20 protein-coding genes are annotated in these 23,420 nt (G+C 74.0%); 6 read left to right on the top strand and 14 right to left on the bottom strand.

What is annotated here, in order from left to right; genetic code table 11:
• Nucleotides 1-58: 58 nt before the first annotated feature.
• The 8 genes from C1N71_RS06395 to C1N71_RS06360 are packed head-to-tail and all read right to left on the bottom strand — an operon-like array spanning nt 59 to nt 9,738.
• Complete coding sequence (locus tag C1N71_RS06395) at nt 59-1,282, bottom strand: acyl-CoA dehydrogenase family protein (protein WP_137755639.1); 1,224 nt, start codon at nt 1,280-1,282, stop codon at nt 59-61.
• Nucleotides 1,279-2,148, bottom strand: a complete 870-nt coding sequence (locus C1N71_RS06390) for an HpcH/HpaI aldolase/citrate lyase family protein (RefSeq protein ID WP_302630604.1) — start codon at nt 2,146-2,148, stop codon at nt 1,279-1,281. Before C1N71_RS06390 ends, C1N71_RS06395 begins: the two co-directional genes overlap by 4 nt.
• Entirely contained in the window at nt 2,145-2,645 is a 501-nt protein-coding gene (locus tag C1N71_RS06385) for a MaoC family dehydratase (protein ID WP_137755638.1), read from the bottom strand. The genes C1N71_RS06390 and C1N71_RS06385 overlap by 4 nt, the downstream gene beginning before the upstream one ends.
• Nucleotides 2,642-4,636: an acetyl/propionyl/methylcrotonyl-CoA carboxylase subunit alpha gene (locus C1N71_RS06380; protein WP_137755637.1), complete on the bottom strand. Its 1,995-nt coding sequence runs from the start codon at nt 4,634-4,636 to the stop codon at nt 2,642-2,644. The genes C1N71_RS06385 and C1N71_RS06380 overlap by 4 nt, the downstream gene beginning before the upstream one ends.
• Nucleotides 4,636-6,243, bottom strand: a complete 1,608-nt coding sequence (locus C1N71_RS06375) for a carboxyl transferase domain-containing protein (protein ID WP_137755636.1) — start codon at nt 6,241-6,243, stop codon at nt 4,636-4,638. The genes C1N71_RS06380 and C1N71_RS06375 overlap by 1 nt, the downstream gene beginning before the upstream one ends.
• On the bottom strand, nt 6,243-7,559 hold the full coding sequence (locus C1N71_RS06370; protein ID WP_137755635.1) for a dihydrolipoamide acetyltransferase family protein: 1,317 nt from the start codon (nt 7,557-7,559) through the stop codon (nt 6,243-6,245). The genes C1N71_RS06375 and C1N71_RS06370 overlap by 1 nt, the downstream gene beginning before the upstream one ends.
• Nucleotides 7,556-8,599 (bottom strand): alpha-ketoacid dehydrogenase subunit beta, encoded by a 1,044-nt coding sequence (locus tag C1N71_RS06365; RefSeq protein ID WP_137755634.1) that lies wholly within the window; start codon nt 8,597-8,599, stop codon nt 7,556-7,558. Before C1N71_RS06365 ends, C1N71_RS06370 begins: the two co-directional genes overlap by 4 nt.
• Entirely contained in the window at nt 8,596-9,738 is a 1,143-nt protein-coding gene (locus tag C1N71_RS06360) for a thiamine pyrophosphate-dependent dehydrogenase E1 component subunit alpha (protein ID WP_137755633.1), read from the bottom strand. Before C1N71_RS06360 ends, C1N71_RS06365 begins: the two co-directional genes overlap by 4 nt.
• 160 nt (nt 9,739-9,898) lie before the next feature.
• Between C1N71_RS06360 and C1N71_RS06355 the strand changes: the two genes are divergently transcribed.
• The 6 genes from C1N71_RS06355 (at nt 9,899) to C1N71_RS06330 (ending at nt 15,625) form a co-directional block, all read left to right on the top strand.
• Nucleotides 9,899-10,369 carry an Lrp/AsnC family transcriptional regulator gene (locus C1N71_RS06355; protein WP_137755632.1) on the top strand — a complete coding sequence of 157 codons (471 nt, stop codon included), beginning with the start codon at nt 9,899-9,901 and terminating at the stop codon, nt 10,367-10,369.
• Nucleotides 10,370-10,499: 130 nt separating this feature from the next.
• On the top strand, nt 10,500-11,165 hold the full coding sequence (locus C1N71_RS06350; protein ID WP_137757230.1) for a GntR family transcriptional regulator: 666 nt from the start codon (nt 10,500-10,502) through the stop codon (nt 11,163-11,165).
• On the top strand, nt 11,162-12,670 hold the full coding sequence (locus tag C1N71_RS06345; RefSeq protein WP_137755631.1) for an MmgE/PrpD family protein: 1,509 nt from the start codon (nt 11,162-11,164) through the stop codon (nt 12,668-12,670). The genes C1N71_RS06350 and C1N71_RS06345 overlap by 4 nt, the downstream gene beginning before the upstream one ends.
• The gene (gene prpB / locus C1N71_RS06340) at nt 12,670-13,584 is read left to right on the top strand and encodes a methylisocitrate lyase (protein WP_137755630.1); all 915 of its coding nucleotides are present in this window, start codon (nt 12,670-12,672) and stop codon (nt 13,582-13,584) included. The genes C1N71_RS06345 and prpB overlap by 1 nt, the downstream gene beginning before the upstream one ends.
• Before the next feature lie 15 nt (nt 13,585-13,599).
• Entirely contained in the window at nt 13,600-14,724 is a 1,125-nt protein-coding gene (locus C1N71_RS06335; protein ID WP_137755629.1) for a bifunctional 2-methylcitrate synthase/citrate synthase, read from the top strand.
• 79 nt (nt 14,725-14,803) lie between these two features.
• Nucleotides 14,804-15,625: a VOC family protein gene (locus C1N71_RS06330; protein WP_137755628.1), complete on the top strand. Its 822-nt coding sequence runs from the start codon at nt 14,804-14,806 to the stop codon at nt 15,623-15,625.
• Between the two features lie 28 nt (nt 15,626-15,653).
• Here the strand turns inward: C1N71_RS06330 and C1N71_RS06325 are convergent, their stop codons facing one another.
• The 6 genes from C1N71_RS06325 to C1N71_RS06300 are packed head-to-tail and all read right to left on the bottom strand — an operon-like array spanning nt 15,654 to nt 23,412.
• Nucleotides 15,654-16,424: an HpcH/HpaI aldolase/citrate lyase family protein gene (locus C1N71_RS06325; RefSeq protein ID WP_137755627.1), complete on the bottom strand. Its 771-nt coding sequence runs from the start codon at nt 16,422-16,424 to the stop codon at nt 15,654-15,656.
• Nucleotides 16,421-17,608: a CaiB/BaiF CoA transferase family protein gene (locus tag C1N71_RS06320; RefSeq protein ID WP_137755626.1), complete on the bottom strand. Its 1,188-nt coding sequence runs from the start codon at nt 17,606-17,608 to the stop codon at nt 16,421-16,423. Before C1N71_RS06320 ends, C1N71_RS06325 begins: the two co-directional genes overlap by 4 nt.
• The gene (locus C1N71_RS06315; RefSeq protein WP_137755625.1) at nt 17,605-19,578 is read right to left on the bottom strand and encodes an SUMF1/EgtB/PvdO family nonheme iron enzyme; all 1,974 of its coding nucleotides are present in this window, start codon (nt 19,576-19,578) and stop codon (nt 17,605-17,607) included. Before C1N71_RS06315 ends, C1N71_RS06320 begins: the two co-directional genes overlap by 4 nt.
• Nucleotides 19,575-20,921 (bottom strand): ADP-ribosylglycohydrolase family protein, encoded by a 1,347-nt coding sequence (locus C1N71_RS06310; protein WP_175414130.1) that lies wholly within the window; start codon nt 20,919-20,921, stop codon nt 19,575-19,577. Before C1N71_RS06310 ends, C1N71_RS06315 begins: the two co-directional genes overlap by 4 nt.
• Complete coding sequence (locus C1N71_RS06305; RefSeq protein WP_254678124.1) at nt 20,921-22,069, bottom strand: ADP-ribosylglycohydrolase family protein; 1,149 nt, start codon at nt 22,067-22,069, stop codon at nt 20,921-20,923. Before C1N71_RS06305 ends, C1N71_RS06310 begins: the two co-directional genes overlap by 1 nt.
• Before the next feature lie 47 nt (nt 22,070-22,116).
• Entirely contained in the window at nt 22,117-23,412 is a 1,296-nt protein-coding gene (locus C1N71_RS06300) for an ABC transporter substrate-binding protein (RefSeq protein ID WP_137755624.1), read from the bottom strand.
• Nucleotides 23,413-23,420 lie beyond the last annotated feature (8 nt).

The following is a 23,420-nucleotide window of genomic DNA, read 5'->3' as shown; positions in this document are numbered from 1 at the left end:
CGATACCGAAGCATCGCCGCCGCGCGGGCGAGGCACGAGCGGCGCGCGCGAGCCCGGCTCAGCCGAAGGCCTTCTCGAAGCCGAGCTGCTTCGCGATGATCGCGAGCTGCACCTCCGTCGAGCCCTCGCCGAGCGTGAGGATGCGCGCGTCGCGGTAGTGACGGGCGACGACGTTCTCGTTCATGAAGCCGTAGCCGCCCCAGATCTGCGTCGCGTCGGCGGCGTTCGCCATCGCGGCCTCCGAGCCGATGAGCTTCGCGAGCGAGGCCTGCTTCGTGAACGGCATGCCCGCGTCGATGCGTCGCGCCGCGTCGTGCATGACGGCACGAGCCGCGGCGACGCGCGACTGCATGCGGGCGATCGTGAAGGCGATGTGCTGGTTGTCGCCGATCGGGCGGTCGAACACGACGCGCTCCTTCGCGCGCGCGATGGCCTGCTCGAGGCATCCCTGCGCGGCACCGACGCAGAGCGCCGCGAACGCCACGCGTCCCTCGTCGAGCACCGAGAGGAAGTTCGCGAAGCCGCGACCCCGCTCGCCCAGGAGGTTCGCCTCCGGCACCTTCACGCCGTCGAAGACGAGCGGATGCGTGTCGGACGTGTGCCAGCCGACCTTGTCGTAGGCGGGCAGCGCCGTGAAGCCCTCGATGGGCACGGGCACGATGATCGTCGACAGCTCGGGCTTGCGCCTGCCGTCCTTCCCCTCCTTCTCGCCGGTCACGGCCGTGACCGTGACGACGTTCGTGATGGGCGTGCCGGAGTTCGTGATGAACTGCTTCGTGCCGTCGATGGTCCACCACCCGTCCTCGAGCACGGCGCGCGTCTGCGTCGCACCCGCGTCGGACCCGGCACCCGCCTCCGTGAGGCCGAAGGCGGCGAGGCCCTCGCCGCGCGCGAGGCTCGGCAGGTAGGTCCGTCGCTGCTCCTCGGTGCCGAAGCGGTAGATCGGCATCGCGCCGAGGCCGAGGCCGGCCTCGAGCGTCACGGCGATCGACTGGTCGACGCGCGCGAGCTGCTCGACGGCGACGCACAGGTGCAGATACGACTTGCCCTGGCCGCCGTACTCGGTGGGCAGCGGCAGGCCGAAGAGCCCCATGGCGCCCATCTGGCGGATGATCTCGATCGGCAGGCGACGCTGCGTGTCGTACTCGTAGCTCGCGGGCGCGACGACGTCGTCGGCGAACGCGCGCACCTCGGCGGCGAGGCGCTGCAGCTCGGGCTCGAGCAGCTCGGTGCCGTCGACCGGCAGCTCGCTGGTCGTGACCTGGTGGTCGATGGCGGTCATGATGCCTCCTCGGGTGCTCGTGGCACGTCGGTGGTGGTGTCCTGCTGGGTGCGCAGGGGGCTGGATGCGGCGCGGGCGCGCACGGTGCGCGCGTGGCGCAGGATGGGCTCGTCGACCATGCGCCCCTCGAACGAGAAGACGCCGGGCTGCGCGTCGGCGGCGGCGAGCACGCGCTGCGCCCAGGCTGCCTCGTCGGCGGAGGGTGCGAACGCCTCGCGGATCGGCGCGACGTGGGACGGATGGATGGCCGCCTTCGCGAAGAAGCCGGAGCCGGCGGCGTCGAGCGCCTCGGCGCGGCAGCCGTCGAGATCGGCGATGTCGGTGCGGATGGCGTCGATCGCGCGCTTGCCGCACGCGGCGGCCGCGAGCAGCACGTGGCTGCGCGCGTGGGTGGCGACGGCGCGGTAGGCGCCCGTCTCGTCGCGGCTCGAGGAGCCGCCGATCGACGCGACGAGGTCCTCGGCGCCCCACATGAGGGCGACGACGCTCGGGTGCGCCGCGACGTCGAGCGCGTGCACGACGCCCGCGGCGGTCTCGCACAGCGCCACGACCGCGAAGCCCTCGAGCGCGTCGAGCTGCCTCGCGGACTCCGTCTTGGCCAGCATGATCGTCGTGATGCCCGCGCTGCGCGCGGCGTCCAGGTCGGCGGCGAGCACCCCCTCGTCGATGGCGTTGACGCGCACGATCGTGCGGGCGGGATCGAGGTCGGCGCCCGCGATCGCGGCGCGCGCGGCGTCCTTCGCGGACGCCGCGACGGCGTCCTCGAGGTCGAGGATCACGGCGTCGGCGCGCTCGGCAGCCTTCGTGAAGCGATCCGGCCGGTCGCCGGGGCAGAACAGGAGCGCCGGGCCCATCTCGAAGATCACGACGCGCTCCCCTGCTCGACGTCGGCAGCGGGCCGCCCCTGCATGAGCACCGTTCGCGTCGCGATGGCGACGACCTCGCCACGCTGGTTGCGTCCGGTGTGCTCGAGCGTCACGACGCCCTGCCCGGGCCGCGACGACGAGGGTCGCGCGTCGACGACCCGCGTCTCGGCGTACAGGGTGTCGCCGTGCCGGACGGGCGCGGGGAACCGCACGTCGGCGAAGCCGAGGTTCGCGACGATCGTGCCCTGCGTGAGCTGCGCGACCGACAGCCCGACGAGGGTCGCGAGCGTGTGCATGGAGTTGACGAGGCGCTCGCCGAACTCGGTGCCCTCGGCCCACGCCGCGTCGAGATGCAGCGACTGCGTGTTCATCGTCAGCGTCGTGAAGAGCACGTTGTCGGCCTCGGTCATCGTGCGACCGGGGCGGTGCTCGTAGATCGCGTCGACCTCGAACTCGTCGAACCACAGCCCGCGCTGCCGGATGCGTCGCTCGCTCATGCCGCCTCCTCGCTCGGGGACGGCTCGACCGCCGCGACCTCGTGGCCGCGACGCACCGTCTCCCCCACGTGCACGTGGATGCGCGCGACCCCATCGGTCGGCGCCCGCAGCACGTGCTCCATCTTCATGGCCTCGACGCTCACGAGCGGCTGGCCGGCGGCGACGACGTCGCCGTCGGCGGCGTGCACCGCGACGACCGTGCCGGGCATGGGCGACGCGAGCGTCGGCGCGGCGGCGGCGCCGCCGCGGGCGCGCGCGACGGGACGCGCGCGCTCCACGAGCCGGTCGCCGTCGGCAAGGGCCAACCACACGTCGCCGTCGTCGGTCACGTGCGTCGCCACCGGTCGCGCGAGCCGCGGATGCTCGACGCTGCCGTCCGCGCGCTCGACGCGCAGGTCGACGTCGAGCGGCGGCGCGTGGCCGCCGACGAACCCGAGGGATCCCGAGCGCCGATCGCCGCCGGGCGGCAGGGTCACGACGGCCGTGCCGTCGCCGTCGGCGAGCCGGACGCTCGCGCCGCGCGCCCCCGTCGGCCGCCAGCCGTCGGCATGCCAGGCGCCGGAGCGCGCCGGTGCCGCGTCGAGCAGCACGAGCGCCGCCTGCGCGAGCGCCTCGGCGGTCGTCGGGCGGGCTGCCAGCCGCTCGGCCTCGCGGTCGATGAGGCCCGTGTCGAGGTCGCCGCGCACGACGGCCGGCTCCGCGAGCAGCGCGCGAAGGAAGGGCACGTTCGACGTGACGCCGAGCACGTGCGTCGCCGCGAGCGCCGCGTCGAGGCGCTCGATGGCGGCCGCTCGCGTGGATGCGTGCGCGACGACCTTCGCGAGCATCGGGTCGTAGCTCGACGAGACGACGGAGCCGTCCTCGATGCCGGCGTCCACGCGCACGCCGGGCGCATGCGGCCACCGGGCCAGGTGCACGTCGCCGCCGGTCGGCAGGAAGCCTGCCGCGGGATCCTCCGCGTACACGCGCGCCTCGATCGCGTGGCCCTCGAGCCGCACCTGCTCCTGGTGCAGCGCGAGCGGCTCCCCCGCGGCGATGCGCAGCTGCTGCTCGACGAGGTCGACGCCCGTCACCGCCTCCGTCACCGGGTGCTCGACCTGCAGGCGCGTGTTCATCTCCATGAAGAACGGCTCGTCGGGCCGGTCGCCCGAGACGATGAACTCGACGGTGCCCGCGCCGACGTAGCCGACCGAGCGCGCCGTCTCGCACGCCGCCTCGCCGATCGCGGCGCGCTGCTCGGGCGTGAGCAGGGCGCTCGGCGCCTCCTCGATCACCTTCTGGTGCCGACGCTGCAGCGAGCACTCGCGCTCGCCGAGGTGGATGACGCGACCGTGCGCGTCGGCGAGCACCTGCACCTCGATGTGGCGCGGGTTCGCGACGAAGCGCTCGACGAACAGGGTGTCGTCGCCGAACGCGGCGGCGGCCTCGCGCCGCGCCTGCGCGAGCGCCGCAGGGAGGTCGGCGGGATCGTCGACGCGGTGCATGCCCTTGCCGCCGCCGCCCGCCGACGGCTTCACGAGGACGGGGTAGCCGACGCGCTCGGCGCCCGCGACGAGCGCCGCGTCGTCGAGCCCCGGCTCGGCGATGCCCGGCACGGTGGCGACGCCGCGCGCCTCGACGGCCGCGCGGGCACGGATCTTGTCGCCCATGGTGTCGATGGCCTCGGGCGTCGGCCCGACGAAGACGATGCCCGCGTCGGCGCACGCGCGCGCGAAGGCGGCCGACTCGGCGAGGAACCCGTAGCCGGGATGGATGGCGTCGGCGCCGGTCTCGAGCGCCGCCGCGATCACCCTGTCGATCGCGAGGTACGAGCTGCGCGCGTCGGCGGGGCCCAGGCGCACGGCCTCGCCCGCGGCGCGCACGTGCGGCGCGTTCGCGTCCGCGTCGGAGTAGACGGCGACGGACGCGATGCCGAGCCTGTCGAGCGTGCGCGCGATGCGCACGGCGATCTCGCCCCGGTTGGCGATGAGGACCTTCTGCAGCACTGCCATCACATCCTGAACACGCCGTAGCGCACGTCGGGCATCGGCGCGCGGCCGACGACGTCGAGGGCGAGGCCGAGCACGCGGCGCGTGTCGGCGGGGTCGATGACGCCGTCGTCCCACAGCCTCGCGGTCGAGTGGTACGGCGATCCCTGCCGCTCGTACTGCTCGCGGATCGGCGCCTCGAACGCCTCCTGCTCCTGGGGGCTCCACGAGCCGCCGCGCGCCTCGACGTTCGCGCGCTGCACGGTCGAGAGCACCGATGCGGCCTGCTGGCCGCCCATGACCGACACGCGCGCGTTCGGCCACAGCCACAGGAAGCGCGGCGAGTACGCGCGGCCGCACATCGAGTAGGTGCCGGCGCCGAACGAGCCGCCGACGACGACGGTGAGCTTGGGCACGCGCGCGCACGCGACGGCGGTCACCATCTTCGCGCCGTGCTTCGCGATGCCGCCGCGCTCGTACTCGCTGCCCACCATGAAGCCGGCGATGTTCTGCAGGAACACGAGCGGGATGCCGCGCTGGTCGCACAGCTCGATGAAGTGCGCGCCCTTCTGCGCCGACTCGGAGAAGAGCACGCCGTCGTTCGCGACGATGCCGACCGGATGGCCCCAGATGCGCGCGAACCCGGTCACGAGCGTCGTGCCGAAGCCGGCCTTGAACTCGTGCAGCTCGGAGCCATCGACGAGGCGCGCGATGATCTCCCGCACGTCGTACGGCGTCTGGAGGTCGACGGGCACCGCCGCGGCGAGCGTCGCGGGGTCGACGGCGGGCTCGGAGGCAGCGAGCACCTCCCAGGGCGGCGCGGGGCTCGGCTGCAGGGTCGCGACGATGTCGCGCACGATGCGCAGGGCGTGCTCGTCGTCGTCGGCCAGGTGGTCGGCGACGCCCGACACCGTCGTGTGCAGCTCGCCGCCGCCGAGGTCCTCGGCCGACACGACCTCGCCCGTCGCGGCCTGCACGAGCGGCGGACCGCCGAGGAAGATCGTGCCCTGCTCGCGCACGATGATCGTCTCCTCGCTCATCGCGGGCACGTACGCGCCGCCCGCCGTGGACGAGCCCATGACGCAGGCGATCTGCGGGATGCCGTCCGCGCTCATCCGCGCCTGGTTGTAGAAGATGCGACCGAAGTGCTCCTTGTCGGGGAAGACCTCGTCCTGCATCGGCAGGAAGGCGCCACCCGAGTCGACGAGGTAGACGCACGGCAGCCGGTTCTCGCTCGCGATCTCCTGGGCGCGCAGGTGCTTCTTCACCGTCATGGGGAAGTACGTGCCGCCCTTCACGGTCGCGTCGTTCGCGACGACCATGACGTGGCGACCGGCGACGAGGCCGATGCCGGCGATGACCCCCGCCGCCGGCGCCTCGTCGTCGTACATGCCGGTCGCGGCGAGGGGCGCGACCTCGAGGAAGGGGCTGCCGACGTCGAGGAGCCGCTCGACGCGCTCGCGCGGCAGGAGCTTGCCGCGGGCGACGTGCCGCTCGCGAGACCGCTCGGGCCCGCCGAGTGCGACCGTCTCGAGCCGCGCGCGCAGGTCGTCGACGAGCGCGCGCATGGCCTCGGCGCGCGCCGCGCCCTCGGGCGAGCCCGCGTCGACCGACGTCGTCAGCCGCTCCATCAGCGCCTCGCGAGCGCGAGCCCGGGGTGCTCGAGCAGGGCGCCGACGTCGGCGATGAAGGCGCTCGCCTCCTTGCCGTCGAGCACGCGGTGGTCGAACGACACCGTGATCTGCATGACGTCGCGCAGCGCGATCTCGCCGCGGTGCTCCCACGGCGTGCGCCGCACGGTGCCGAGCGCGAGGATGACGGACTCGCCGGGGTTGAGGATCGGCACGCCGCCGTCGACGCCGAAGACGCCGACGTTCGACACCGTCATGGTCGACGACGTGAGCTCGGCGGGGCTGAGCCGCCCCTCGCGGGCCTTCTCGGCCTGCTCGCGGATGCGCACGGCGAGCTCGGTGGCGTCGAGCAGGTCGGCGTCGTCGACGCTCGCCACGACGAGGCCGCGGTCGGTCGCGACGGCGATGCCGAGGTTGACCGCGCCGTGCACCTCGATCTCGCCGGCGTCGGCGTGGAAGGTGCTGTTGACCTCCGGCGTGCGCGCCGCGGCGAGCAGGATGGCGCGGCACGCCATCGACAGGAAGGTCGGTGCGTCGCCGCCGCGAGCGCGTGCGCGCAGGTCGTCGACGAGCTCGCGCGTCTCGGTGACGTCGACCTGCAGGAAGACGGCGGCGTGCGGCGCCGTGAAGGCGGAGTCGCTCATCGCCTTGGCCGTGTGCTTGCGCAGGCCGGAGACGCGCTCGCGACGCGAGGCGCGCGCCGGCGCCGTGGCGGCCGCAGGCGTCGCGCTGCCGACGCGGTCGAGGTCGGCACGCGTGACGACGCCGCCCTCCCCCGTCGGCTCGACGCTCGACAGGTCGATGCCGCGCTGCCTGGCGAGCGCACGCACCGGCGGGAACGCGCGCACCGGGCGGCGCTCGTCGCGGACGAAGGGCGTGGGCTCGAACGTGCGACGACGACGCGTCGCCCGCGCGCCCGAGCCGAGCTTGACGGATCCCACGAGCACGCTCACTCGCTCCTGCGCGGGCTTCGCCGCCTGCTCGCCGGCGCGGTCCTCGACCGGCAGCGCCGGAGCGGGCTGCTGCTCGGGCTCCGGTGCCTCGGGCGCCGGCGCCTCAGGCGCTGCTGCGGGCTCGGCGCCCTCGACGTCGTACTCGATGAGCGGCGCGCCGACGGCGATCGTCTCGCCCTCGGCGGCGTGCAGCCTGCGCACCGTGCCCGCGTAGGGGCTCGGCAGGTCGACGACCGCCTTCGCCGTCTCGACCTCGGCGAGGATCTGGTTCAGCTCGACGGTGTCGCCCTCGGCGACGAGCCAGCGCACGATCTCGGACTCCGTGAGTCCCTCGCCGAGGTCCGGCAGCTTGAACGTGGTCATCGTGCGCCTCCCTGGGCGGCGGGCTCGGTCGAGCGGGAGTGCCTGCGGCCGAGCGTGCGATCGACGGCGTCGAGGATGCGGTCGACGCTCGGCAGGTAGGACTCCTCGAACGCGCTCGGCGGGTACGGCGTGTCGTAGGCGGTGACGCGCTCGGGCGCCGCCTGCATCGACGCGAAGGCGCGCTCCGCGACGCTCGCGACGAGCTCCGACGAGACGGACGCCTCCTTCGGCGCCTCGTGCGCGACGACGAGCCTGCCGGTGCGCTCGACGCTCGCGACGACGGTGTCGACGTCGAGCGGCGAGATCGAGCGGAGGTCGATGACCTCGATCTCGATGCCCTCGTCGGCTGCCGCCTCGGCGGCCTCGAGCGCCGTCTGGACGACGGGTCCGTAGGTGGCGAGCGTCACGTCGCGTCCGGGCACGAGGATGCTCGCCGCGTCGAGGTCGCGCACGATCGAGCGGTCGACCTCGCCCTTCGACCAGTAGCGCGACTTGGGCTCGAAGAAGAGCACCGGGTCGTCGCTCGCGATGGCTGCGCGGAGCGTCGAGTACGCCTCCTGGGGCGTCGCGGCGGTCACGACGCGCAGCCCGGCGGTATGGGCGAAGTACGACTCGGGGCTCTCGGAGTGGTGCTCGACCGAGCCGATATCCCCGCCGTACGGCACGCGGATGACCATGGGCATCCGCACGCGACCCTTGGTGCGGTAGTGCAGCTTGGCGACCTGCGCGACGATCTGGTCGAAGCCCGGGTAGATGAAGCCGTCGAACTGGATCTCGACGACGGGCCGGTAGCCGCGGTAGGCCATGCCGACGGCGGTGCCGATGATGGCCGACTCGGCGAGCGGCGAGTCGATGACGCGCTGCGGGCCGAAGGTCGCCTGCAGGCCGTCGGTCACGCGGAACACGCCGCCGAGCTGGCCGATGTCCTCGCCCATGAGGAAGACCTTGTCGTCGGCCTCGAGCGCGTCGTGCAGCGCGGCGCCGATGGCCTTGCCGAGCTGCAGCGTCTCGGTGCGGACCTGGGCGTCGACGGCGGTCATGCGTGCTCCTCGGGGACGACGCTCGCGACGAACGCGTCGTGCTCGGCGCGCTGGCGCTCGAGCCGCGCGGTCGGCGTCGTGTAGACGTGGTCGAACAGGGCGCGGTGGTCGGGCACGGACACCGCCGTCACGGCCGCGCGGAGATCCTTCGCGACGGCGTCGCAGCGGATCCGCGCCTCCTCGCGGATGCGGTCGATCGGCGCGCCGAGCGCCTCGAGGTGGCGCTCGAGGCGCACGATCGGGTCCTTCTCGCGCCACGCGGCGACCTCGTCCTCAGAGCGGTAGCGCTTCGGGTCGTCGGTCGAGGTGTGCGGGCCCATGCGGTACGTCATCGCCTCGATGAACGTCGGGCCGCCGCCGGAGCGGGCGCGCTCGACGGCGATGCGGGTCGCCGCGAGCACCGCGAGCACGTCGTTGCCATCGACGCGCAGCGACGGGATGCCGAACCCCGTGGGTCGCAGGGCGAGCGGGAAGCCCGACTGCACGGCCACGGGCTCGGAGATGGCGTACTGGTTGTTCTGGCAGACGAAGATCACGGGTGCCTGGAACGCGCTCGCGAAGACCATGGCCTCGTTCACGTCGCCCTCGCTCGTCGCGCCGTCGCCGAAGTAGGCGACCGCGACGTCGTCGGAGCCGTCGAGCCGCGACGCCATCGCGTAGCCCGTCGCATGCAGCGACTGCGCGCCGATGATGATCTGCGGGGTGGCGAGGTGGTGCTCCATCGGATCCCAGCCCGACTGCTGCACGCCCTTCCAGACGCGCATCGCCTCGCCCTGGTCGACGCCGCGCAGGTACGCGAGGCCGTGCTCGCGGTAGGAGCCGAAGACGAAGTCGGTGTCGCGCAGCGCCCGGCCGGAGCCGATCTGCGCGGCCTCCTGCCCCTGCGACGGCGGCCACAGCAGCAGCTCGCCCTGCCGGGTGAGCGCGAACGCCTCGGCGTCGATGCGGCGCAGGATCGACAGGTCGACGTAGAGGTCGGTGAGCGCGTGCTCGTCGACGTCCCCCAGGTGCGCATCGAGCAGCTCGCTCGCATGGCGCGAGCCGTCGGGGTGCAGCACCGTCAGCGGCTCGTCGAGTCCTGCCGCGAGCGCCGGGTTCGGCGCGGGTGCGGTGAGCGACCTGTCTTCGATCAACGACATGGTGGACCTCCTCGTCCGGCGCGCCTCGTGAGCGCTCGCGGTCCTGGGTGCGGGTCCGCGTCCAGCCACGGTAGCGAGGCGGCGCAGATCGAGCAATCCCGACGCGCCGGATTGCGCAGAATGCTGTTCGACCTGGCATCCGAGGCATAGGATGCACGCCATGCGCATCGTCGACGACACCGATCGGAAGATCCTGCTCGCGATGACCGAGCATCCCCGGTCGACGATCGTCGCGATCGCCGAGCGGCTCGGCCTCGCCCGCAACACGGTCCAGGCGCGCGTGCAGGCGCTCGAGGCGTCGGAGGCGCTGCAGGGCTTCGATCGGCGCCTGCACGCCGAGGCCCTCGGCTACCCCCTCACGGTCTTCATGGCGACGCACGTCGACCAGCCGAAGATCGACCACGTCGTCGCGCAGCTGCGCGAGATCCCCGAGGTCGTCCAGGCGCACGGCATCGCCGGCCAGGCCGACGTGCTCGTGCGCTGCGTGTGCAAGGACGCCGAGGACCTCTACCGCGTGAGCAGGCTCGTCCTGCAGTGCGACGGCGTCGAGCGCACCGAGACGTGGCTGTCGATGGGCGAGCTCATCCCCTTCCGGCTCGCGCCCGTGCTCGAGCGCGACCTCGGCGCCTGATCGTCGGCACGCACGGCATCGCCTGGATGCATGCATCGTCTGCATGCACAGTGCAGCCGATTCGCGCTAGCCTGCCCTCGAGCGCCCGTGAATGCATGCACTGACGGCGGGCCGGCCGACGGGGGATGCGATGCGCGCGAGCGAGCGGGTCTACGCGGCGCTGCGCGACGACATCGAGACGGGCGCGCTCGCGCCAGGCGCCGTCGTCGGCGAGGTCGAGCAGTCCGCGCGGCTCGGCGTCAGCAGGACGCCGCTGCGGGAGGCCATCGACCGGCTCGAGGCCGAGGGCCTCGTCGTGCAGCGCAGCCCGCGCGTCACCGTCGTCGCCGACCTCGACCTCGATCGCATCCGCGACCTCTTCGCCGTGCGACGCGCGCTCGAGGAGTCGGCCGCGCGCCTCGCCGCCGCGCGGCCCGAGCAGGCGCGAACCGCCTTCGCGCCCCTCGCCGAGGCGTTCGCGCGCGCCGATGCCACCGAGGACGTCGGCGCGTACTACGACCGCGTCGCCCACCTCGACGCCGCGATCGAGGAGGCCGTCGCCAACGACTTCCTCGCCAGGGCGCTGCAGCCGGTGCGCGCGCACCTCGGCCGCGTCCGCAGGCTCGCCCGCGACCGCCCGGCTCGCCTCGCGGCTTCGGCGCGCGAGCACGCGCTCATCGCTCGCGCGATCGCCGACGGCGACGGCGACCTCGCCGCGCATGCGACCCACGTCCACCTCCACCACGCCCTCGCGAGCGTCGAGCACGAGCTCGCCGCGACCGTCGACGACCACCGCGCCACCGAGAGGATCCGATGACCGAGCTCCACCACCTCCGCGCCCATCGCAGCGCCGAGCACCTCCCCCGCGAGCGGCAGCTCGCCTGGCGCATCGCCGAGGTCGCTGCCGACCCCGTCCCGGTCGAGGACGACGTCGCCGAGATGATCGTGAACCGCGTGATCGACAACGCGTCGGTCGCGATCGCGAGCCTCACGCGCGCCCCCGTGACGGCCGCACGCGAGCAGGCGCAGCGCCATCCGTACGCTCCCGGCGCGTCGGTCTTCGGCGTCGACGACCGCGTGAGCCCCGAGTGGGCGGCGTGGGCGAACGGCGTCGCGGTGCGCGAGCTCGACTTCCACGACACGTTCCTCGCCGCCGACTACTCGCACCCCGGCGACAACATCCCGCCGATCCTCGCCGTCGCGCAGCACGTCGGTGCCGACGGCGCGGCGCTCGTGCGCGGCATCGCGACGGGCTACGAGATCCAGGTCGACCTCGTGCGCGCCATCTGCCTCCACGAGCACAAGATCGACCACGTCGCGCACCTCGGCCCCTCGGCCGCCGCCGGCATCGGCACGCTGCTCGGCCTCGCGCCCGAGACGATCTTCCAGGCCGTCGGCCAGGCGCTCCACACGACGACCGCGACGCGGCAGTCCCGCAAGGGCGAGATCTCGACGTGGAAGGCGCACGCTCCCGCCTTCGCGGGGAAGATGGCCGTCGAGGCCGTCGATCGCGCGATGCGCGGCCAGACGAGCCCGACGCCCATCTACGAGGGCGAGGACGGGTTCATCGCCTGGCTGCTCGGCGGCTGGGACGCGCGCTACGAGGTGCCGCTGCCCGTCGCAGGCGAGCCGAAGCGCGCGATCCTCGACACGTACACGAAGGAGCACTCGGCCGAGTACCAGGCGCAGGCGTGGATCGACCTCGCGCGCCGCCTCGGACGCGAGCGCCCCGAGCTGCGCGATGCCGCGAACGTCGCCTCGATCGTGCTGCACACGAGCCACCACACCCACCACGTCATCGGCTCGGGCGCGAACGACCCGCAGAAGTACGACCCGACGGCGTCCCGCGAGACGCTCGACCACTCGATCCCGTACATCGTCACGGTGGCGCTGCAGGACGGCGGCTGGCACCACGTCGACTCGTACGCGCCCGAGCGCGCCGGCCGACCCGACACCGTCGCGCTGTGGCAGAAGGTCACGACGGTCGAGGACCCCGCCTGGACCGCGCGGTACCACGATCCCGATCCCGACCGGAAGGCGTTCGGCGGCCGCATCGAGATCACGCTGACGAGCGGCGAGCGCATCGTCGACGAGATCGCCGTCGCCGACGCGCACCCCGCAGGCGCGCGGCCGTTCGGCAGGGCGCAGTACCTCGAGAAGCTGCACACGCTCGCCGACGGCGTCGTCGAGGCGAGCGAGCTCGCACGCTTCGTCGCGCTCGCCGAGCGCCTGCCGGAGCTCACGGTCGACGAGGTGCGCGAGCTGCACGTCGTCGCTCCCGCCGGGCTCATCGCGCCGGCGACGACGAGCGGGCTCTTCTGATGCTCTCCTCCCCCGTCGACGCGCGCGCGAAGCGCCAGGCGTTCCGCCACGGCCTCGCGTCGGGACGCATCCAGCGCTTCCCCGGCGCCTTCACGCCGCTGTCCACCGCGCTCATCGAGGCCAAGGGCTTCGAGGGCGTCTACCTCTCGGGCGCGGTCATGGCCGCAGAGCTCGGCCTGCCCGACATCGGCCTCACGACCCTCACCGAGGTCGCGCAGCGCGCCCACCAGGTCGCACGCCAGACGTCGCTGCCGGTGCTCGTCGACGCCGACACCGGCTTCGGCGAGCCGATGAACGTCGCGCGCACGGTCCACGAGCTCGAGGATGCGGGCGTCGCCGGCCTGCACGTCGAGGACCAGGTGAACCCCAAGCGGTGCGGGCACCTCGACGGCAAGGAGGTCGTGTCGACGGCGACCGCCACCCAGCGCATCGCCGCAGCGGTCGCCGCCCGGCGCGACCCCGGGCTCGTCATCATGGCCCGCACCGACGTGCGCGGCGTCGACGGCCTGGACGCGGCGATCGACCGCGCGAAGGCGCTGCAGGACGCCGGCGCCGATGCGATCTTCCCCGAGGCGATGGCGTCGCTCGACGAGCTCGCCGCCGTCCGCGCCGCCGTCGAGGTGCCGATCCTCGCCAACATGACCGAGTTCGGCAAGAGCCCGCTGTGGACCGCGCAGCAGCTCGAGGACGTCGGCGTGAACATGGTCATCCACCCCGTCTCGCTGCTGCGCGTCGCGTTCGGCGCGATCGAGCGGGCGCTCGACGCGCTCGACGCCGAGGGATCCCTGGCGTCGCAGGTGCCGACGATGCAGACTCGAGCGAGGCTCTACGAGCTCAACGACTACCAGGCGTACGCGGCCTTCGACGCGGGCGTGTTCGACTTCGAGGTGCCCGGCGCACCGAGGCAGGACTGAGAGCAAGGGAGCAGCATGACCGACCAGGACGTCAAGAAGGGCCTCGCGGGCGTCGTCGTCGACACGACGGCGATCTCGAAGGTCAACCCCGACACGAACAGCCTGCTCTACCGCGGCTACCCCGTGCAGGAGCTCGCGGACACGCAGTCGTTCGAGGCCGTCGCGCACCTGCTGTGGCACGGCGAGCTGCCGACCGGGTCCGAGCTCGCGGCGCTGCAGGAGCAGGAGCGCGGCGACCGCGCGCTCGACCCGCTCACGCGCGAGCTCATCGACCGCGCGCCGACGACGGCGCACCCCATGGACGTGCTGCGCACGGCCGTGTCCGCGACGGGCGCGAACGACCCCGACGCGAACGACCCGTCGTCGACGTCGGACCTCGACAAGTCGGTGCGGCTGCTCGCGCGCATCCCGGCGATGGTCGCCTACGACCAGCGCCGCCGCCGCGGCCAGGACGTCGTCGAGCCCCGCGACGACCTCGACTTCTCGGCGAACTTCCTCTGGATGACGTTCGGCGAGGAGCCCGAGGAGGTCGTCGTCGACGCCTTCCGGCGCTCGATGGTGCTCTACGCCGAGCACTCGTTCAACGCGTCGACGTTCACGGCGCGCGTCATCACCTCGACGACCTCCGACCTCTACTCGGCCGTCGTCGGCGCGATCGGCGCGCTGAAGGGCGCGCTGCACGGCGGCGCGAACGAGGCCGTCATGCATCTCTTCGACGAGATCGGCGAGGCGTCGAACGTGTCGACGTGGCTGGATCGGGCGCTCGCCGAGAAGCGCAAGATCATGGGCTTCGGCCACCGGGTCTACAAGCACGGCGACAGCCGCGTGCCGACGATGCGCGCCGCCCTCGACCGGCTCGTCGAGCACTACGGCGCGCAGGACATGCTGGCGCTGTACGAGGAGCTCGAGCGCGAGTTCGTGGAGCGGAAGGGCATCCATCCGAACCTCGACTACCCCTCGGGTCCGGCCTACCACCTCATGGGCTTCGACACCCCGACGTTCACGCCGCTCTTCGTCGCATCGCGGATCACGGGATGGACGGCGCACGTCATGGAGCAGGCCGCGTCGAACGCCCTCATCCGTCCGCTGTCGGCCTACGACGGCCCCGACGAGCGGCACGTGCCGGGCGCGACCGAATGACGCTCGCGGTCGGCGGAATGCGGAGGGCGTCGGCGCCGTTCCTTCGAATGTGAACGATCTGCTGCCTGACGCGACCCGCATGGGTCCCGTCACCCTCCGCACCGCCCACCTCGCGCGCCTCGAGCGCTGGTACCAGGACGGGCCGGGCCTCGAGCCCGTCGGCCACGCGCCCGGCGCCGTCGAGCTCGGCGTCGACGGCGCGACGCTCGTGCGCCTCGAGGAGGCGCCGGACCTGCGCGGTCCGAACCCGCACGACGCGGGTCTCTTCCACACGGCCGTGCTGTACCCCGACCACGCGTCGCTCGCCGCGGCGGTCGTGCGCATGACGCAGGTGCCGGGCATGGTCTTCGCCGGCGTCGGCGACCACCACGTGTCGCAGGCGTTCTACTTCGTCGACCCGGACGGCAACGGCGTGGAGCTGTACGTCGATCGACCGCGCGAGACGTGGCGGTGGCAGGGCGATCGCGTCCACATGACCACGGAGGGATTCGACCCGCGCGCGTTCGTCGCCGAGCACCTCGGCACGAGGGACGTCGCAGGCATCCCCGCGGGAGCCACCGTCGGCCACGTGCACCTGCAGGTGGGCGACGTCTCCACCGCGCGCGACTTCTACGTGGACGCGCTCGGGTTCGCCGAGACGGCGTCCTACGGCGCGCAGGCGCTCTTCGTGAGCGCCGGCGGCTACCACCACCACATGGCGATGAACACCTGGAACTCGGCGGGCGCCGGCCGTCGCGACGACACGCTGGGCCTCGGGCTCGTCGACGTCGTTGTGCCGGGCGCCGACGATCTCGGCGCCGCGCGCGAGCGCCTGCAGGCGCGCGGCGTCGCCGTCGCCGACGACGGCCGCGCGCTGGCGTTCGACGACCCGTGGGGGAACCGCATCCGCCTGAGCGCCTGAGCCGCCGGCGGCCGCGGTCGCGGCGTCGTCAGCGCAGCCGCGCGAGGATCGCTCGTGCACGACGCGCCATCGCCTCGTCGACCATCTGGCCGTCGCCCAGCGTCGCGACCCCCGCATCGCCGAGCGCGTCGAGGGTCGCCCGCGCCCAGGCGACCTCGTCCTCGGAGGGCGCGAACGCGCTGCGGATGCGTTCGACCTGGGCCGGGTGGATCGCGGCGCGGCCGCCGAACCCGAGCGCGGCGCCCGCGCGGCAGTCGGCCTCGAGGCCGTCGAGATCGCGCACCGCGGGGTAGGCGGCCATGAGCGGCGCGGGGAGGCCGGCGGCGCGCGCCGCGACGACGAGCAGGATGCGGGCGTGCTGCAGCACCGCGTCGCTCGACGCGCCGAGATCGGCACGCAGGTCGGCCTCCCCGATCGCGAGCGAGGCGACGGCCGGGTGCCTGCCGATCTCGTCGAGGGACGTCAGCCCGGCGGCGTCCTCGACGAGCGCGTGGATCGGTCGGTCGAGCCGGTCGACGACGGCGTCGACGTCGGCGGCGCCGCGCACCTTCGGCAGCCGCACGTCGACGGCGTGGACGGCGAGCATCGCGAGGTCGTCGCTCGATCCGGCGGCGACGCGCACCTGGAGGCCCGCCGGGCCGTGCTCGGCCAGCCACGCGTCCACGGCCTCCCTTGCCGTCGCCTTCGCATCGGCGGCCACGGCATCCTCGAGGTCGAGGATCACGACGTCGGCGCCGGATGCGACGGCCTTCGCGAAGCGATCGGGTCGATCACCCGGCACGTAGAGCGCGACGGTCATGCGATCCCCCGCTCCCGCAGCGCCGCGAGCTGCTCGGGCGTCACGCCCACCTCGGCGAGCACGGCGGCGGTGTCGGCCCCGTGCCGCCTGCCGGTGTGCTGGACGGCGCCCGGGGTGCGCGACAGGCGGAAGAGCACGTTCTGCATGCGCATGCGCCCGAGCTCGTCGTCGTCGATCTCGAGGATCGTGCCGAGCGCGTCGTACTGCGGGTTCGCCATGACCCCCGCGACGTCGTCGACGACGCCGATCGCCGCCTCGACCCGCTCGAACGCGTCGACGACCTCCGCGAGGTCGCGCGCGCCGATCCAGCCGGCGACGGCGTCGTCGAGCTCGTCGACGTGCGCCGCACGACCCCTGCCGGTCGCGAACCACGGCTCGTCGACGACGTCGGGGCGCCCGACGAGCCGCATGACGCGCTCGGCGATCGACTGCGACGACGTCGATACGGCGACCCAGCGGCCATCGCGCGTCCGGTACACGTTGCGCGGCGCGTTGTTCACCGAGCGGTTGCCGGTGCGCGGCTGCAGGTAGCCGAGCTGGTCGTAGGCGGTGATGCCGCCGCCGAGCAGCATGAGGATCGGCTCGATGATGGCCATGTCGACCACCTGCCCCTCGCCCGTGCGCTCCGCGTGCCGCAGCGCGATGCTGCAGGCGTAGGCGGTGGCGAGCGCGGTGATGCCGTCGGCGAGGCCGAACGGCGGCAGGATGGGCGGGCCGTCGGGCTCGCCCGTGAGCGCGGCGAAGCCGCTCATCGCCTCGGCGATCGAGCCGAAGCCCGGCTGCCTCGCCAGCGGTCCCGTCTGCCCGAACGCGGTGACGCGCGCGAGGACGAGGCGCGGGTTCGCCGCGAGCAGGCGATCGGGCCCGATGCCCCAGCGCTCGAGCGTGCCGGGACGGAAGTTCTCGACGAGCACGTCGGCGTGACGCGCGAGATCGACGAGCAGGTCGCCGCCGTCGGGCGTCGACAGGTCGAGCGTCGCGGCGCGCTTGTTGCGTCCGAGCGTCTTCCACCACAGGTTGACGCCGTCCTTCGCCTGCCCGTGGCCGCGCGCGGCGTCGGGTCGCGAGGGGTGCTCGATCTTCGTGACGTCGGCGCCGAAGTCGCCGAGGAACGTCGCCGCGAGCGGCCCGGCGAACAGCGTCGAGGCGTCGATGACGCGCACCCCCTCGAGCGGACCGGTCATGCTCGCTCCTCGCGATCGGCGGCGTGCAGGTCCCAGGCGAGGCGCAGGCCGATCGCGTCGCTGCGGTCGAGCCCGGTGCGCAGCCAGGCCAGGACGCGCTCGGGCGGCTGCGGGCCACCGTCGGCGTACCAGTCGGAGCCCTCCACGGCGCGCGCGCTGCCGCCGACGAGCAGCACGCGGCGCGTGATCCCGTCGCTGCGCTCCGTCTCGGTCCACTCCCACGGCGTGGGCGCGGGCCGCTCGAATGCCGGATCGGCGGCGGCCTCGCGCCATTCGGCATCTGTGGGCAGCCGTGCGCCGCGATCGCGGGCGAACGCGCGCGCCTCGTCGAGGTCGACGCGCGTCGCCGCGGCGTCCGCGTCGGCGGATGCGGGCTCGCCGCGCCAGGCGGCGAGCTCCCCGACCGTCACGGGGCGCGCGGCGACGGCCACGGATCCCAGCGTCACGGTTCGCTCGAGCCGCTGCACGTCGTGCAGGCGCGGCGGCAGGGGCTTCCACTCCTCGACGTAGGGTGCCTCGCCTTCGAGCCCCGTCTCGCGTCGGCGCCACTCGATCATGTGCGTCCGCGTGCCGGGTGCGATGCGGATGGCGTCGGCCGGCGGCGCACCCGTGCTCGCAGCGTGCGGCACGAGTCGGGCCTCCCGCGCGGGGAACGACGCGTCCGGGTCATGGCGGTCGGCGTCGGCCTCGGCGACGAGCGCTGCGAGCCAGGCGGGCTCCTCCCCCTCCACGACGACGACGCCCGCGATGCCGTGCGCGGGGATCCGCACGACGCCGTCGACCACGGCGGCGCCTGCGGTGACGTCCCACGCGCTGCCCGACGACGCCGGCAGGTACGGGCCCTCGCGGTCGACGTCGACGCGGTTCACGAGCGTCACGAGCGTCGTGCCGTCGAGCCGGAACGTCGAGCCGTAGACCCCGTCGGCCGCGGCGGCCGCCGTCGCACCTCCGAGCGGCGTCCACGCGCCGGCCTCGAGCAGGTCGTGCGCCGCCCGCTGCACGCGCGCCATGCGGCGCAGCGTGGAGCGATCGCGGGCGTTCCAGCCCACCCACACGCCGAAGACCGCGTCCCACACGAGCACGCCGACGCCGTTCATCCAGCTCGACTGCAGCTCCTCGTGGTGGTCGCGGTTCCAGCGGCGCACCGAGTGCAGCATGTGGCGGCGCTCGACGAGGCGGGCGCGCATGACGCCGGGCGCGGTCGAGTCTGCGAACCACTGCGCCCAGGACAGGACGTGGTCGCGCAGGCGCTCGGTCGGCGCGCGAGACTCGCCCTCGAGCGCGAGCGGGCGATCGCCGCCCATCCAGCGCAGGAAGTCCTCGTCGGCGTGCTTGAGGGTGTCGAGGAAGACGCCGTCGACGCCGAGCGCGTCGGCGAGGCGGCGCAGCGCCTCCCCGTCCGAGCGGGTGCGGCCGTCGGCGTCCTTCTCCCGACGCGTGCCCGTGTCCCACGGGTTGTAGTCGACGAACACGCGCACGCCGCGCCCGCGGAGCTCGGCGACGAGCTCGGCGAGCCCGGGCGCGTCGCGGTACCAGTCGAACTGGTTGCGATCGTCGATGCCGATGCACGGGTACGCGTGCCACAGGACGAGCCCGTCGAGCCCGCCGACGTCGGCGTAGGCGGCGAGCAGGCGGTCGGGGGTGAAGCGGCGCTCGCGCCAGTCGTAGAGGCGCTCGTCCCACAGCCAGATCTGCGCGGCGACGCGGCAGCGCGACGCCCACGGCACCGCGTCGTAGGCGGCGTCGTCGTGGGCGAGCCGTGCGCGCGCATCCTCGGCGAGGTGCGCGATCGCGGCCCGCCAGGCCGGCCAGGCGTCCGGATCGTCGGGCGCGGCGAGGATCTTCGCGACGTCGAACGCGGCGGCGTCGAGCCCGCTGTCCGGCGGGACGAGGGTCGGGCGGTCGATGAGCCGGGGCACGAGCGGGTCGAGCGTGTTCGTCGCCGCCTCGTCCGGGTCGTGGGCGCTCATGCGCGCACCGGTGCGAGGGCGAGCGTCCGTGCTGCGAGCGCGTCGAAGGCCACGCCGTCGAAGCCTGCGAGGGTCGTGCGGTAGATCCCGCGGATGGGAGCCGCGAGGTGCGCCGGGATCGCCGCGGTGCCCTGGGCGGCCACGAGCCCGCCGACGGTCGCGCCTGCGGAGTCGGTGTCCCAGCCCGCCGAGACGGCGAGGCCGACGGCATGGCCGAGGTCGTCAGCCCCCCGGATGGCCGCGAGGGCGATCACGGCCGCGTTGTGCAGCACGTGCACCCAGTGCAGGGCGCCGTAGCGCTCGTGCAGCACGTCGAGCGCGGCCTCGTCGTCGAGGTCGGAGGCGGCGAGGTCGCGGCCGAGCCGCACGGCCTCCGCCAGGCGCGAGCCGCTCGGCACGCAGGCGAGCCCCGCCTCGATCGCCTCCGGGGGTGCGGCGCCTGCGACGGCGGCCGCCGCGGCACCGGCCATGCAGGCGGCGCCGTGCACGCCCGCGCGGCGATGCGTGAGGCGCGCGTCGGCGACGGCGAGCCGTGCGGCGCGTGCGGCGTCGCCCGGATGCGCCCAGCCGTAGGCGTCGGCGCGGATGAGTGCCCCGATCCAGTCGACGAAGGGATTGCCCGCCTCCGCCGCCACGTCGGGCTCGTCGCCGGCGAGGAGGTTGCGCAGCGCGATGCGCTCGGCCGTGAAGATTCGGCCCGCCGGCAGGTGCTCGAGCCAGAGCCGCGCGACGTCGTCCGTCGTGAGCGCGTCGCCGTGCCGCTCCTGCGCGACGAGGGCGAGGACGGCGAAGTTGAGATCGTCGTCCTCGGGCATGCCGTCGATGACGCCGTCGAGGCTCGTCGGCCGTGAGCGGCGGTTCCAGGGCCATGCGGCCGCGACCGCGTCGGGCAGCCCCCGCTCGGTGAAGTAGCCGCGCACGGGCCATCGCCCCGTGGCCTCCGCGATGGCGCGGATGCCTGCGCGCGGGATCTTCTCGACGGGCTTGCCGACGAGGCAGCCGATCGCGCGACCGAGCCACGCGCCGCGCAGGCGATCGTCGAGCCCCGGCGCGACGGGCACGGATGGCGGTGCGACGGCCATGGCCGACCACTCGTCGGGCTCGGCCTCGAGCAGCGCGCGCGGCCTCGGTCGCGCGCACGCCGCCGCCGTGACCCGCGTCGCGACCGCGCGCAGCGCATCCGAGGCTCGCGTCGGCGTCGCGCCGGATGCGGGCGCGTCGAGCGATCCGCCCGCTGCGACGAGCTCGGCCTCGAGATCGGCGACGTCGACGCCGTCGAGGCGCGCGGCGGCGAGCGCGTGGGCGGCGAGGTCCTCCGGCTGCGTCCAGGTCAGCCGCAGCATCAGGCGGCGATCCCGAGTCGCTCGGCCACCGACCGGCGCGCGGCGAGCCGCGCCTCGTCGCTCGCGAGCACCTCGCGTGCGACGGCGGCGACGACGCCACCCGGCGCGCGCAGGTCGAGTCGCGACGCGGCGCCGACCTCGTCGATCCACTCGGCAGGCACCGCCGCCTCCCCGCCGAGCGCGCCGGCGACGGCCCCCGCCATGACGGCGATCGAGTCGGAGTCGCGCCCGTAGTTCACGGCGCCCAGCACCGCCTCGCGGTAGTCCCCGCCGCACGCGACGAGCATGCCGAAGGCGATCGGCAGCTCCTCGATGGCCTTGGTGCGGCTCGGCAGCCGCGCATCCATCGCGGGCTGCCGGTAGTGGTCCCCCACCGTGTCGAACGGTCGCACGGCGTCGCGCAGCGCCGCGAGCCCGTCGCCGCGCCAGCCGTCCAGCGACGACGCCGCCTCGACGACGGCCTCGATGGCGGCGCGCGTGCCGTCCTTCGCGAGCGCGAGGGACGCGTCGACGACGCTCGCGACCGTCGCGTCCGGCGCAGCCGCGGCCGCGACCGCCGCGGCGAAGACCCCCGCGGCCTCGCGGCCGTAGCTCGACTGATGCGCGCCGGCGACGTCGATCGCCTCGGCGTAGGCGCCCGCGGGGTCTCCCGCGTTCACGAGACCGATCGGTGCGACGTACATCGTCGCGCCGCAGTTCACGACGTTGCCGACGCCGGCCTCGCGCGGGTCGACGTGCCCGTAGTGCAGGCGCGCGACGAGCCACTTCTCCGCGAGGAACACGCGCTGCAGGGGCAGCGCCTCGGCCTCGAGCTCCGGGATCCACCGGACCTCGCGGATCATGCGCGGCACGAGATGCTCGGCGACGTCGTGCGCCGTGAGATGCCTGCGCACCTCGGCGTAGACGTCGACGAGCAGTCCCGTCATGAGGGTGTCGTCGGTGACGTGCCCGTCGCCCTTGTGGTACGGCGCGATGGGCCGTGCCGTGCGCCAGTCCGCGTGGAACGGGGGCACGATCCCCTCGATCGTCCCGCCGTAGCGCTCCTGGATCACGGCGGGCGGGTTGCCCTCGGCGGCGCCGCCGAGCGCGTCGCCCACCGCCGAGCCGGCGAGCGCGCCGGTCGCGGCGTCCTCAATCGATCGTGCCACTGCGTCCTCGCTCCTGTCCTGTCGTGTCGTGCGCGGTCCGGCGTCCGTCAGGACCCGACCTGATCCCAGCCGTCGGTCAGCCGCTGCTGCAGCTCGTCGAGCGAGATCGTGCCCGCGAGGTACTCCTGGAAGGCGGGCGTCGCGTACTGGTCCTTCCACTGCGGGTAGTCCGCGGCGAGCTGGAACGGTGCGGCCTCGAGCGTCGCGCCGGACGCGAGCATCTCGGACCAGCCGGTCTGCCCATCGGTCGCCGCCTCGAGCTCGGCACGCGCCGCCTCGCTCGCGGGGATGAGGCAGTCGCCCTGCCCGATCGCGGCGAGGTTGTCGGCCTGCATGAAGTAGTCGATGAACGCGGCCGCGCGGTCGACGTGCTCGGACTCGGCGGGAACGGAGAGCGTCTGCGGGCTCGTGCCCTGCGCGCTGCCGTCGGAGCCTGCGAGCGGGGGCAGCACCGTCCAGGCGAAGCCGTCGGGCGCCGAGTCGGCGATCTGCTGCGCCAGGTAGGAGCCGCCGACGTACATGGCGTACTGGCCCCCGAGGAAGCCGGGCAGCACGTCGCCGCCGGACTGCGTGAGCGTCACGGGGTCCAGCGAGGCGTCCTCGTAGGCCATCGCGTGCACGGCCTCGGGCACCGCGAGCTCGCCTTCGCCGACGTCGATCGTCGCGCTGCCGTCGTCGGCGACGTCGAAGAACGTGCCGTCGAAGCCGAGCGCGAGGTTCATGAACGGCGCCGTCGGCTGGCGCAGGCCCCAGCCCACGCCGAAGCGCCCGTCCGCCGTGAGCTGCTGGGCGGTCGAGCGCAGATCGTCCCACGACAGGGCGTCGCCCGAGGGCACCTCGACGCCGGCCTCCTCGAAGGCGGCCGTGTTCGCGAACACGACGTACGACTGCATGACCGTGGGCGCGGCGAAGACCTCGTCGCCGATGCTCACGGCGTCCCAGATGCCCGCGCCCACCGAGTCGACGACGTCGTCCGAGAGGTACGGCGAGAGGTCGGCCAGGAAGCCGTCCTGCGCGAAGCCCGTCATGTCCGAGGCCTCGTTGTGGATGATGTCCGGCGCCTCGCCGCCCTGGAACTGCGTCACGAGCTGGTCGTGCACGTTGTCCCACGAGCCCTGCGTCACCTCGACCTGCGTCTCGGGGTGGTCGGCGTTCCAGGCGTCGACGATGTCCTGCGTCGCCTGGATCGTCGCATCCTGGAACGCGAGCGACTGGAAGGTGAGCGTCACCTCCTCGTCGGGGTCGGTGGACGACTGGGTGCCGCCGCCGCCGCCAAAGGCGCAGCCGGTGAGCAGCGCGGCGCAGGCGCCGATGCCTGCCACCGCCTTCATGGATCGGTGCATGGGGTTCC

The sequence above is a fragment of the Agrococcus sp. SGAir0287 genome, from assembly GCF_005484985.1.
Classification (GTDB): Bacteria; Actinomycetota; Actinomycetes; order Actinomycetales; family Microbacteriaceae; genus Agrococcus.
Note: the sequence above shows the minus strand (reverse complement) of the source record. Positions and strands in the feature narration are given on the sequence as shown.